General features: G+C 71.8%; 8 protein-coding genes. 4 read left to right on the plus strand and 4 right to left on the minus strand.

What is annotated here, in order from left to right:
• Window positions 1-110: 110 nt before the first annotated feature.
• A complete protein-coding gene (locus tag J8M51_RS40500) occupies window positions 111-419 on the minus strand; it encodes a hypothetical protein (protein ID WP_013002563.1) in 309 nt (102 codons plus the stop codon).
• Between the two features lie 456 nt (window positions 420-875).
• Here J8M51_RS40500 and J8M51_RS40505 point away from each other — a divergent pair, with 456 nt between their 5' ends.
• Entirely contained in the window at window positions 876-1,346 is a 471-nt protein-coding gene (locus tag J8M51_RS40505; RefSeq protein WP_267299949.1) for a hypothetical protein, read from the plus strand.
• Here J8M51_RS40505 and J8M51_RS40510 read toward each other — a convergent pair.
• Both J8M51_RS40510 and J8M51_RS40515 read right to left on the minus strand, forming a co-directional pair.
• On the minus strand, window positions 1,275-6,059 hold the full coding sequence (locus J8M51_RS40510; RefSeq protein ID WP_267299950.1) for a hypothetical protein: 4,785 nt from the start codon (window positions 6,057-6,059) through the stop codon (window positions 1,275-1,277). The genes J8M51_RS40505 and J8M51_RS40510 overlap by 72 nt on opposite strands.
• 39 nt (window positions 6,060-6,098) lie before the next feature.
• Window positions 6,099-6,365: a DUF397 domain-containing protein gene (locus tag J8M51_RS40515; protein WP_086762130.1), complete on the minus strand. Its 267-nt coding sequence runs from the start codon at window positions 6,363-6,365 to the stop codon at window positions 6,099-6,101.
• A gap of 150 nt (window positions 6,366-6,515) precedes the next feature.
• On the opposite strand from J8M51_RS40515, the gene J8M51_RS40520 reads away from it, so the two are divergent.
• Complete coding sequence (locus J8M51_RS40520; RefSeq protein ID WP_216869992.1) at window positions 6,516-7,523, plus strand: C40 family peptidase; 1,008 nt, start codon at window positions 6,516-6,518, stop codon at window positions 7,521-7,523.
• A gap of 235 nt (window positions 7,524-7,758) precedes the next feature.
• Window positions 7,759-8,487 (plus strand): phosphatase PAP2 family protein, encoded by a 729-nt coding sequence (locus J8M51_RS40525; protein ID WP_216590951.1) that lies wholly within the window; start codon window positions 7,759-7,761, stop codon window positions 8,485-8,487.
• Window positions 8,488-8,619: 132 nt separating this feature from the next.
• Here J8M51_RS40525 and J8M51_RS40530 read toward each other — a convergent pair whose 3' ends face one another.
• Entirely contained in the window at window positions 8,620-10,173 is a 1,554-nt protein-coding gene (locus tag J8M51_RS40530; RefSeq protein WP_216590952.1) for an FAD-binding oxidoreductase, read from the minus strand.
• 565 nt (window positions 10,174-10,738) lie between these two features.
• On the opposite strand from J8M51_RS40530, the gene pstS reads away from it, so the two are divergent.
• Complete coding sequence (gene pstS / locus J8M51_RS40535; protein WP_179203219.1) at window positions 10,739-11,869, plus strand: phosphate ABC transporter substrate-binding protein PstS; 1,131 nt, start codon at window positions 10,739-10,741, stop codon at window positions 11,867-11,869.
• Window positions 11,870-11,975: the final 106 nt, after the last annotated feature.

The following is an 11,975-nucleotide window of genomic DNA, read 5'->3' on the forward strand; positions in this document are numbered from 1 at the left end:
CGCAACCTCAGCCGGTGGGCACGACGGACGGGTGGGGTGGAAGGGGGACCGGGTGGAGTCGGCGGCCCGGCCGGGACCGGGGCCGACCGGGACGGGAGCCGGTCGCCGCGCTAAACGGCCATGCCGTACACGATGGTGAAGAGCGTGCCCAGGGAGCCGATGATGAAGACGCCGGTGAGGCCGGCGATGATGAGGCCCTTGCCCTGTTCGGCGCTGAAGGTGTCGCGGAGGGCGGTGGCGCCGATGCGCTGTTTGGCCGCACCCCAGATCGCGATGCCGAGGCAGAGGAGGATGGCGACCGCCATCACGACCTCGATCATCACGCGTGCCTCGTTGCCCAGGCTGCCGAAAGGCCCCCAGTCCGGGGCGATTCCGCCGATGATGGTGGTGATGTCGCCCTTGTCGGCCGCAACGAACATGTAAGTCACCGCCCCTAGTGGGTAGTTCTGTTGTCTGTGTGTGTTGTGCGACGTGTGCGCCTCGGCGTACGCGTCGCACGCCTCCGCGCGGGTACGCAGAGGTCGGGCCCATTCTTGCCGACAATGACGCTGTCGTATGTCGACTTGGCGTCATTGATTGGCGGGTTTCGTACGGATCCCTTGCCGCCGACCCGTGCGGGACCCTAACGGGGGGCGCGGAACGGTAAACGAAGGGTCGTATCGTCACTCTGTGTATCACGGCAGGTCACGCCGGGCAATGAGGATCAACCGGAACCTGTGGTGTGGTTCGGTCGTTATTCCCCTTTCGTGGCCTCTGGGGCCTGGTCCGCCCGCTTCTGACGGGGTGTCGGACCTGCTCTGTCGAGTGTGCCTGATCTGGACGTAAGGGTTGCGTGTGGGGGGTCGATCGCCCTGAGGGGTGACCTTTGGCCGGAAGTGCATGGGGTCGCGATCGCGGAGTTCACCGGGAATCTGGGCCAACTGGAGGCGGACGCGGGGGACATCGCGTTCGACGGGATGGCGGTCGGCGCGGCGGGTCTGCTGATCGACGCCGACTTCCGGCTGCTGGAACCGTTCTACAAGGCCCCCGAGGCCGACCAGCTCTTCGCGACCACCGCACCCGTCGCGGCGGCCGGCCACGATCTGCAGACCGAGCTGGCCACGGTCTCGAAGGCGCTGCTCGACTACGCGGCCGAGGTGCGGCCCCTGGTCGGCCGGCTCGACTCGCTGCGCGCGGAGGCGGCGGCTTCCCTTTCTGCCTTCCGCTCCGGTTTCCTTCCCGTTCTTCCCGTCCGTTCTTCCCGACTGTTCTTCCCGGCTGTTCCTCTGCCCGGTCTACCGGCGTCCGGTGTGTGTCGTGGTCCAGGCCTCGGTGAAGAGTTCGTGCGGGGGGACCGGGGGGAGTAGGTGGGTGAAGGGGCCGTGCAGGCGGGTCGGGGTGGAGTTCGGGGCTTGGTGGAGGGGGAGCTTGGGGGTTTCCAGGGGGAGGTGGGGGGACTTGAGGTCGGTCCATGGGCCCGGTACGAATGCCGTGCGGCCCGCTCGGGGGCGTTTGTCCTGGTGGATCGCGCCGATGGCCAGTAGTTCCGCCTGTGCGGTCTTGTGCCGGGCGGGGGTCCAGTCGTTCCAGCGGCGGATGTGCTGGTCGGTGGGGCGGGCGAGGGTGAGGAGTTGGAGGTACAGGGCCGCCGCGTCGGGGCCGACGCCCAGGGTGCCTGCTGTCTCCGTGACCAGGTCGGGGGCGCTCAGGGACGGGTTCAGCTCGTAGCCGCCCGGGGGCACGGGGGTCGTGGTGACGCGGTCGGTCATGCGGACGAGCCCGCCGGTGCGCAGCTCCTGGAGGTCGCGGATACCGCTCAGCAGCCAGGGCAGGGCCAGTTCACCGCACAGGCGCTCCAGCCGGTCCGGCGGCTCCGGGGCGGTGAGCGCGGACGAGCGTAGGAACACGTCGCCGTGGGGGACGGAGACCACGAGGAGGCCGTCGTCGTACACGGCGGTCGTCGCGGTGGCGTTCTCGCGCAGTGGGCGCGGGCAGGGCAGTACGGGGCCGGTGTGGGGCGCGAAGCCCGGGAGGCCCGGTGCCGCCGTGGCGAGTGCCTGGTGGCGGCCCAGCGGGACGAGTGTGCCGGGGGCGTCCAGCAGGGTGCGCAGGCGGCCGAACAGTCTCACCGCGCCCTCGGCCGCCGGGTCGCCCACCGGTCGCTCGGTGAGGGCCCAGGCCACGAGGGTCAGCAGCCGTCGGTCCGGGAGGGTGTAGAGGCCGACCCGGTCGCCGGCGGTGCCGTCGGGGCCCGCCTCGTGCAGGTCGAGGCCGCCTCCGATGGTGCCGGCCAGGACGAATCCGGGTGCGTCGAGGCCGGTGCCGGCGGCCGGGGGCCGGCCGGTGGTGAGGGCGCGGGCCCAGTCGCCGGTGAGCCCCAGGTCCGTGTCCAGCGCGTCGGCCAGGTCGTCGTCCACGTACGGGACGGTGCCGAGCAGGTCTGCCCACACCTCGGCCATGCGTGCCGCCGCCGCGACCGTTCCGCCGTCGGTCCACAGCTCCGCCGGGTCCTCCGGCACGCCCGCGGCGAGGACCGCGCGCCGGCCTTCGGGGCCGAGGCGGTGCCAGAGGGCGTGGTACTCGTCGGTGACCGGCTTGCTCGCCCGGTACGGCTTCGAGCGCAGCATCTTCAGGTCCTCGTCGTGCCGCGCCCGCCGGGGCAGGCCGGCCAGGGCCAGCAGCGCGATCGTGCCGCGCACCCCCGTACGCCGCGAGAAGACCTCCACCGCCCGCGCGGGCAGCGGCAGCGGGCCCCGGCGCTCCACCAGATCCAGCAGCGCGGGCAGCCGGCCGCTGTCGTCCCGCTCGACGGTGACCGTCGTATGGCCGTCACCCTGCGCGGCGGGGGTCTGCGCGCCGGAGGCGGTCTCCCCGTCGGCGGTCCCCGGCGACGGCGCCGGGTCCGTCGCCCGCTGGACGAAGCGGGCCGTGCCGCCGCGTTCGCCGGACGCGGTGACGAGGTGGCCGGTGGCCCGGGACGCGGTCAGGGCGGCCAGCGGGGCGCGGCCGGTGCGCCAGCGTCCTCCCCGCTCGGCGAACGGCCCGCCGCTCCAGGTGCGCAACAGCGCGGCCAGCGCCGCCCGTTCCTCGGCGGAGGTGGTGTCCACCGCCGCGCGCCAGGCCACCGCGTCGATACGGCCGAGCAGCGCGGGCCAGTCGAGCGGCGCGGCGGGCAGGGCCAGATGGCGCGTCTCGTCGTCGATCTCGCCGCGCAGGTAACGGCCGTCCGCCGCGACCGAGGTCAGCGTCGCGGGCCGGGGGCCGGGCACGGGGGCGTCATGGGCGCGCAGTTCGGGCAGCAGGCCGTGGAGGGCGGGGGCGAGCGCGGTGTCCGGGATCTCGGCGGGCAGGGTCACCACCGGGCCGGACCGCATGATGCGCACCCGCCGGGACAGCTCCTCGCGGCGCCGGAGCACATCGGCGGCCAGCAGCGTCACCCGCAGTACGCCGTCCACGATCCGCGGGTCGGTCACCTCGGGCAGCAGCCGGGTCAGTTCGGCGCGTACGGCCGCCCCGCCCGCACCCGTGCCCGTCCCGCCGGGGGCCGTCCCGTCCGGGTCCGGCGCCCCGGCGTCCGTCGCGCCGAGCAGCGCGCGTACCGCGTCGGCCGTCACCATGCGCAGCGGCTTGGAGGAGGGCTTGTCGCGGGGGGTGAGGAAGTGCCAGTACGCGGGCGGCGGCAGGGGGCCGACGCTGTGGCGGGACGGCCTGCGGTGACGGTGGCGGTCGGTGGCGGGGAAGCCGTGGGTCTCCCACAGGAGGGAACCGTCGGAGACGGCGTGGACCCGGACGTGGTGCGGCTCGACCAGGACGGCGTCCTCGCCGCCCGCGGGCGGCCGGAGGACGCCCCACGGGTGCAGGCCCGGCCGGGTGCCCACGAACCGTCCCTCGCGGCCGTCCACCGTACGCAGCAGGAAGTCGGTCGGGGAGGGGCCCGCGTACGGGGTGCGGTACAGGACATGGCAGCCGGTCAGGCGTCCGTCCTGGCCCAGCGGCGACGGCGGGGCGTCCTCGGGCAGCGCCGCCAGGGTGAGGGAGTCCTTGAACACCGCCCGGCCGGGCGGCGGTTCGGCGTCCTGGTGGAACGCGGGCAGCGTACGGTCGCCGGTCCTGGCGCCCGTCGACGGGTCGACGCGCTCCCAGTCGCCGCGGTAGACGCGGGCGCTCCAGAACCGCTCGCCGTCGCTCATCTGGAGGTCGAGGGAGCCGATGCCGGACCGGTCGCCGGGCCGCAGCACGCGGTCCCCGTCGTGTCGGCCGCCGCCGTCGGGGCTCGCGAACTGGTAGCCGAAGCCGCCGTCGATGATTCCGTCGTACGGGCGCAGCCCGCTCCGCTGCTCGGGCCGGAACACGTCCTCGGGCCGGTCGGCCCAGCAGGCGCCTTCGGCGGAGCTGTTGCGGCCCCCGGTGGTCCAGCCGACCAGGAAGCGGCCGCCCGCGAAGTGCACGCTGTGGCTGGTCGTGCCCTCGGGGAGGGTGAACGTGCAGGAGCCGCGCCGGCCCGCGTGGTCCACGGCCACGGCCCGGTCGTCGCCGTAGACGGTCAGCACCGGCCAGGTGCAGGTCACGCCTCTGACAGCGCCCCCGCCCTCCGTCCCGGTGGCCTCTCCCGCCGCCCCGGTGAGCCCGGTGCCGAACCCCGCCAGCGCCTCCTCCAGCGCGGGCCAGGCCAGTTCCTCCGGCAGGCCGGCGGTCAGGGTCCGGGTCAGCGGGCCGGTCAGGTCGAGCGTGGCCAGGGCCTCCTCGATGCCGTCCAGGGCGGTCGTCGTCGGGCGGTCGAGGAGGGTGGTCAGCTCGTCCACCGCCTCGTCGGCCGCCGCGATGCCACCGCCCCGCAGCTCGCCGATCAGCTTCTCGATCCGGGTGCGGACCTCGGTGGCGATCGCCGTGTTCTCGGGCAGCCGGGTGATGGCGGTGCCCCCGCCGCGCAGTCCGGCGTGGACCGTGCCCTCCAGCCGGGGCCCGAACACCGGGTCGGCGGCGAGGGCCGTCAGATCGCGCCGGGACCGGCCGCCCCGGAACCGCAGCCGGATCGAGTCGCCCGGGTCCTCGACCGCGATCCCCTCCGCAAGACAGGCGTCCAGCAGATCGGCGTCCAGCTCCGGATGGTGGTAGCGGTCCTCGTGCAGGCGCACGGGTGTCCCCGCCGCGCGCAGCCGGGGCGCGAACAGCGTCAGCAGCTCGAACAGCTCCGGTGGCATCGCCTGCGCGGTCACCCCGCCTCCCCCGACCCGGGCGTGCTTGTACATGCGCGCGTACCGCCCCAGCCAGCCGGTGACCCCGCCGTCCGGCGCGATGTGCCCGCTCACCACGGCCCGGGCCGCGCCCGAGCGCAGCAGCAGCCGCAGCCAGGGCGCCGCGTCGCCCCGCGAGTCCGGGAAGACGTCCAGCAGCGCGGCGTGCACGTCGTCGCCCTGCGGGTGCTCGGCGAGCAGCGCGGTGACGGCGTCCAGCAGCGCGTCCGGTACGGCCTTGTCCCGGGCCGCGCCCACCAGCGCCGCCAGCACACGGGCGTCCTCGTCCCGGCCGAGCCCGGCCGTCTTGGCGGAGGCCCGCACCCGGCCGGCCAGGGTCGCCGGCAGCTCGCCCGGCGACGCCGCCCAGGCCGTCAGCACCCGTACGTACTCCGCGTGCGCCTCTTTCGGGTCCAGGGCCTCGGCCAGCCATCGCTGGTGGTCCGTCAGGTCCTTGGCCGGCAGCGCCCCGAGGCCCGCGAACAGCAGGACGTTCGCCCGGTACCACTCCCCGTCCACCGGCAGCGCGTGGTCCCGCTCCGCCTTGCGGGCCAGCGCGAACGCCTTGCCCGCGTACCGGGCGCTCCAGCGGGTCAGCCGGTGGCCGACCGTGTCCCAGAACCACGGCAGATGGGCCGTCGGCAGGTGCCGCGCGCGCCGCTCCATCTCGGTCAGGAAGCGGCCCGGCTTCTCGTACGCGACCCCGATCCGGGTCCGCACGGTCTCCAGCGCGTCGAGCGCGACGGACTCGGCGGCCGGGTCGTGGGCCCGCGCCCAGTCGACGTACACGGTCGAGGTGTGCGGCTGCGCCGGGAGCGGGACGGTGACGGTGGCGGTGACCTTCATGACGAGATCCTGGCACGCCCCACCGACAGTCCCCGGGGGCTACGGCGTCGTCGGTCCGTATCCCTCCACTCCCTCCACGAAGTGGTCGAACTCCCCTGCCTGTACGCCCAGGACGAACGCGTCCCACTTGCGGCGGTTCGTCGTGACGACGGTGCCGGGGTCGCTCGTCTCGCGGAGGTAGACGGGGGCCTCGGGGTCGTCCTCGCCGTCGCCGGCGCCGAAGGCGAGCTCGATCCAGGGGCCGGGGCCGGTCGCGTCGTCGGGGGCGGCGCGGATCCAGTCGAGGTCCGGGGGGATGTCGGGCATGGGGTGGGGCCTCCTCTGTCGTCGTACCTCTGCCGTCGTACCTCTGTCGTCGTGGCACGGCCGTCGCGGTCGTCGGTCTGGTGATCATTCCTAAGAAAGCGGGCCGCCTCTACACTTGCTCGCGGCGGACTGGCGCGCGGTGAGGGGCGGTTGACGGTGCGTAAGGCATGGATCGCGGTGATCGCCGCCGGCAGCGCCGGGCTCGCCTTCGTGATGGTGCTGGTCGTGGGTGTCTATCTGGTCGCCGGGAATCTCGCGAACGGGATCGGCGGGAAGTCGGTCGGGCTGGCCAAGGGGGCTGTTCCCGCCGCTTATCAGGCGCTCGTGCAGAAATGGGGCAATCTGTGCGACGCGATCAATCCGGCGTTGCTCGCCGCGCAGTTGTATCAGGAGAGCGGATTCAATCCGAAGGCGCAGAGCCACGCCGCGGCGCAGGGGATCGCGCAATTCATTCCGGGGACGTGGGCGACGCACGGACTCGACGGTGACGGTGACGGCGACCGTGATGTGTGGGACCCGAATGACGCGATTCCATCGGCTGCTTCGTACGACTGCTCCCTCGCGAAGTACGTGAAGGACGTCCCCGGTGATCCGACGGCGAACATGCTCGCTTCCTACAACGCGGGGGCGTACGCCGTCATCAAGTACGGGGGGGTTCCGCCGTACAAGGAGACCCAGAACTATGTGAAGACGATCACCACGCTGTCGGAGAGTTTCGCCGCGCCGACGAGCCGGGTCGATCCCAGCGAGCAGGCCGCCGGGGCCATCGCGTACGCGCAGAAGAAGCTCGGGACGCTCTATCTGTGGGGCGGTACCGGCACCGCTGAGCAGGGCGGACGCTTCGACTGCTCGGGGCTGACGCAGGCGGCGTACGACAGTGTGGGGATCACGCTGCCCCGGGTCGCGAACGATCAGTACAACGCCGGGCCGCACCCCTCGCGCGAGGAGCTGCTGCCGGGGGATCTGGTGTTCTTCTCGGACGACCTCACCAACTCCCGGGCCATTCGGCACGTCGGGATCTATGTCGGGGGCGGATATATGATCGACGCTCCGCGGACGGGGGCGGTCATCCGTTTCGACCCGATTGACACCCCCGACTACTTCGGTGCCACCCGGGTCACCGAGGATGGCGCGAAAGCGTTGCCCACGACCGTCTGACGGCGCCGTAATTCTCCGTGAACCACTGCCCTGAGCTGCGGAGACGTGTCTCTCTTCGATAACGTCTGAGTGATCATTCAGTGGAGGGTGGAACGCATTGAAGGGGAGTGTGCGTTCCTATTTGGCGTAGCCCGTTGACGCTCACGCGGAAGCACTACGTACACCACGGGGGTGGCACAGCGCGGCGCACGTACGGGTGCGGTCGCGAGAACGATGACGAAAGGGCCGCAGCACGATGGCTGGACTCGCCGCGCATGCCGCTACCGCATTGGCCGCTGAATCCGGATCGAATCCCGACGTCGAGCTGCTGTACGACATCAATGGTCTGGCCAAGGACGCGCCGGGCTGGCTCGACCGGGTCATGGAGTTCGTCGGGGAGTACGGGCTGCTCTTCGCGATGGTGCTGCTGATCCTGTGGTGCTGGTGGGGTGTGCGCAGGCGGGGCGGTGAGGACGCGGCCGCGTCCGTGGCCGCGCTGATGTGGGCGCCGCTCGCCGCCGGGATCGCGGTGCTGGTGAATGTGCCGATACGGGGGTTCGTGGAGCGGCCCCGGCCCTTTCTCGACCACGAGGGGCTGGAGGTGCTCGTCTCCGGCAAGACCGACTACTCGTTCGTGAGCGATCACGCGACCCTGATCATGGCGATGGCGGTGGGGCTGTTCGTCGCCAACCGGAAGTTCGGGATGGTCGGGCTGGTCATCGGGCTGCTGGGCGGGTTCATCCGGGTGTACATGGGTGTGCACTATCCGACGGATGTGATCGGTGGGTTCGCGCTCGGGACGGCCGTGGTGCTGCTGTTGTCGCCGCTCGCCATGGCGCTGCTCACGCCGCTGATGCGGGCCGTGGAGCGGTCGCCTCGGGTGGGGTGGGTCGTGCGGGCTCGGGGGCGTGACGGGGGGCGTGCGGTGATTCCGGGGGCGCGGGTCGAATCCGCGTCCGCGGGGGAGCGGGATCTGGCGGCCTGAGGCCGCGCCTGGGTTCCTCTTTCGCGCTCCGCGCGGGGTGGGTGGGAATCTGCGGGTTCGGTGGGGGTTCTCGCGCCGTTCCCCGCGCCCCTGGAAACAGGGCCTGCGGCCCTTTCCAGGGGCGCGGCAGGCTTACAGGGACTGCGGGAACGTGAAGAAGCGGGTCGGGTCGTACTGGTTCTTCAGCTTGGTCAGGCGGGGGGCCGCTTCGCCGTAGTAGGCCTTTTTCCAGTCGGTGAGGGTGGGGTCGGTGTAGTTCTGGTAGGCGGCGCCCGAGGCGTGGCGGGTCATGGACTTGTGGGCCGTGGTGAGCCAGGACTGGGCCGCCGTGCCGGTGGTGCCGGGCTTCCAGGAGGCGAGGTACTGGGCCAGCATCCGGGAGCGGCGGTGGACGAACGCCGTGGCCGTGGGCGAGACGCGGTTGACCCGGCCGCCGAGAGCGGTGAACGCGATGCTGCCGGCGCCGCCCTTCACGCCCGTGATCTGGGTCAGCAGCGTCTGGATGCCCGCCGAGGAGATCGAGCGGTCGAAGAAGTCCGAGCGGGCCGCGTACGTCTCGCGGCCGAGGGCGCCCTGCGGGGAGCGGCCCGGGGTCGAGCCCGGCAGATGGCACTTGGCGTCGGCGGAGAAGGACGAGCAGCCCGCGTAGCCCTCCATGGCGTCCTCGTAGGAGCGGCGCTTGAGGGAGACGCTGCGGGCCGGGGTGCCGACACGGTCGGCCAGACGGTCGAGGGCGTTCTCCAGGTCGCCGTAGGTGCCCAGGGAGAAGGCGGCGACCGCGACGGTCGGGCTGCCGCCGTTCTCCAGGTGGCAGGAGGACCAGATCTCGTCGGGCTGGGTCGGGCCCCACTCCTGCCAGGCCTTCAGTACGGCGGCGGCCTTCGACCACGGCCAGGTGAGGTAGGCGGTGACGCCCTTGGCCGCGGGGTGGGTCTTGAAGCGGAGTTCGGTGACCACGCCGAAGTTGCCGTTGCCGGCGCCTCGTAGGGCCCAGAAGAGGTCCTTGTTCGTGGTGGCGTTCGCGGTCAGCTGCTTGCCGTCGGCGGTTATCAGCGTGGCCTGGGTGAGGCTGTCGCAGGTCAGGCCGTACGCGCGGGACGTCACGCCGTGGCCGCCGCCGAGGGTGAGGCCGGAGACACCGACGGTCGGGCAGGAGCCGGCGGGGATGGTGACGCCCTTCGCCGCCAGGGCCCGGTAGACGTCGATGAGCTTGGAGCCGGCGCCCACGACCGCCTCGTTCGCGGAGGCGCGGATCTTGTTCAGCTTCGAGACGTCGATGACGAGGCGGCCGTTGCCGGAGGACCAGCCGGCGTAGGAGTGGCCGCCGTTGCGGATCGAGACCTTGATGTCGTGCGCCTTGGCGTAGGCGAGCGTCGTACGGATGTCGTCGGGGTGGGCGACATAGGCGACGGCGGTGGGCTTCAGGGTGTCGAAGCGGGTGTTGTAGAGCTGGCGGGCCGTGGACCAGGCCTTGTCGCCGGGGCGGATCAGGGGGCCGTCGAGGTCGCGGGCCAGGGCGGACCAGTTGGCGGCGGTGACCTTGGAGGTGGTGGTGGTCGTCGTCGTGCGCAGCGCGGTGTCCGTGGCGCGGGTGCCGGGGGTGGGGGGCGTGGTGGTGCACGCGGAGGCGGTGAGGGTGGTGAGGGCGGCGGCCGTGGTGCCGCCGATGAATGTGCGCCGTTCCATGTGGGTCTCCCGGTGCGCCGCGCTTGGGGTGGGTCGTGGAACGAGACGGGGATCGTGGGGGCGGGGTTCCCGGATTATCGCCCTCACGGTTTCGGGTGACGCCTCTCGTGTCGCCCCGGGAGGCACTACCCGTCCCCTTCGGGCGCGTGGAGCGGTGCGAGCCGGGGGATGACTGCAATGCGTAGTCGAATGAACGCGTAGCGTCATATTCGGGAGGAGGTGGTGCGGGTGATGTGGAACCCTTGAGTCCGTTGATGTGCGTGAGGTGAGGGAGGCGCGGCCTTGGCATCGGGATCTGCACGTGCCCTCCCCGTGAGCATTCCGTGACCTCACCGCACTGTCGGCAGGGGTTCACTCGCCGTTCACTTCCGTCCATCGGCGGCTTCACCTGATCTGCCTAATTTCGGCCTTACCCGGTGCGGGGTGCGGGCCGAATCGCGGCCCCGCAGCCCGTGACGACAGCAGTACGAGGGACCAGAGGCACCAGCAGGACGGGTCCCGAGGCTGATACGACGACTTCGCACGCCGCCATGTGGACGGCGGCTCCTGGAAGGAACTCCCGAAAGTGAAGCTTCAGCGCAAGAACCGGCTGCGCGCCCTTTCTCTCGGTGCTGTCGCCCTCACCGGCGCTCTGACCCTCACCGCGTGCGGGTCGGACGACACCAGTGGTGGCGCGAGCGGCACGAGCGACAGCTCCGCGCCGGCCAGCGACATCGACTGCGGCGACGCCCAGGGTCAGCTGCTGGCCGACGGCTCCTCGGCGCAGAAGAACGCGATCGACGCCTGGGTGAAGCAGTACCAGACCGCCTGCAAGGACGTCGTCATCAACTACAAGGGCAGCGGTTCGGGCGCGGGCATCACCGCGTTCACCCAGGGCCAGGTCGCCTTCGCGGGCTCCGACTCGGCGCTGAAGCCCGAAGAGGTCACGGCCTCCAAGGAGGTCTGCAAGGACGGTCAGGGCATCGACCTGCCGATGGTCGGCGGCCCGATCGCGGTCGGCTACAACGTCCCGGGTGCCGAGAACCTGGTCCTGGACGCCAAGACCCTCGCCCTGATCTTCGACAGCAAGATCACCAACTGGAACGACAAGGCCATCGCGGAGCTCAACCCCGACGCGAAGCTGCCCGACCTCAAGATCCAGGCCTTCCACCGCTCGGACGAGTCCGGCACCACGGACAACTTCACCAAGTACCTGATCGCCGCGGCCCCCGACAGCTGGAAGTACGAGGGCGGCAAGGCCTGGCAGGCCAAGGGCGGCCAGTCCGCTCAGGGCTCCTCCGGTGTCGCGCAGGGCGTGAAGGAGACCAAGGGCGCCATCTCCTACATGGAGCTCTCCTACGCCACGGACGGCATCAGCACGGTCGACGTCAAGACCGACGCCGCCGAGCCGGTCAAGGCGACCGTCGAGAACGCCACCAAGGCGATCTCCGAGGCGCAGGTCGTCGGCACGGGCAAGGACCTCGCGCTGAAGCTGAACTACACGCCGAAGGCCGAGGGCGCCTACCCGATCACCCTCGTCACCTACGAGATCGTCTGTGACAAGGGCAACAAGGCGGACACCCTGCCCGCCACGAAGTCCTTCCTCACCTACATCGCGTCCGAGGACGGCCAGGCGCTGCTCTCCGAGGCCGGGTACGCCCCGATGCCCGAGGAGATCATCACCAAGGTCCGTACGACCATCTCGGAACTGAGCTGACCCGAGTGCGGTCCGGTCCCGACCGGGACCGGGCCGCACCGTCCGGTGCACCGCCGCCAGGAGTCCTCCGCCACCGCGGGCGGCTCCGCCCCGAGCCGCCGCCCGC

Origin of the sequence: Streptomyces griseiscabiei, assembly GCF_020010925.1 — a bacterium.
In the GTDB taxonomy this organism is placed as follows: domain Bacteria; phylum Actinomycetota; class Actinomycetes; order Streptomycetales; family Streptomycetaceae; genus Streptomyces; species Streptomyces griseiscabiei.

Excerpts from the sequence above, each read along its gene's own strand:
- J8M51_RS40510 (WP_267299950.1), bottom strand. The coding sequence starts at position 6,059 with ATGAAGGTCACCGCCACCGTCACCGTCCCGCTCCCGGCGCAGCCGCAC.
- J8M51_RS40530 (WP_216590952.1), bottom strand. The coding sequence starts at position 10,173 with ATGGAACGGCGCACATTCATCGGCGGCACCACGGCCGCCGCCCTCACC.
- J8M51_RS40525 (WP_216590951.1), top strand. The coding sequence starts at position 7,759 with ATGGCTGGACTCGCCGCGCATGCCGCTACCGCATTGGCCGCTGAATCC.
- J8M51_RS40515 (WP_086762130.1), bottom strand. The coding sequence starts at position 6,365 with ATGCCCGACATCCCCCCGGACCTCGACTGGATCCGCGCCGCCCCCGAC.
- J8M51_RS40500 (WP_013002563.1), bottom strand. The coding sequence starts at position 419 with ATGTTCGTTGCGGCCGACAAGGGCGACATCACCACCATCATCGGCGGA.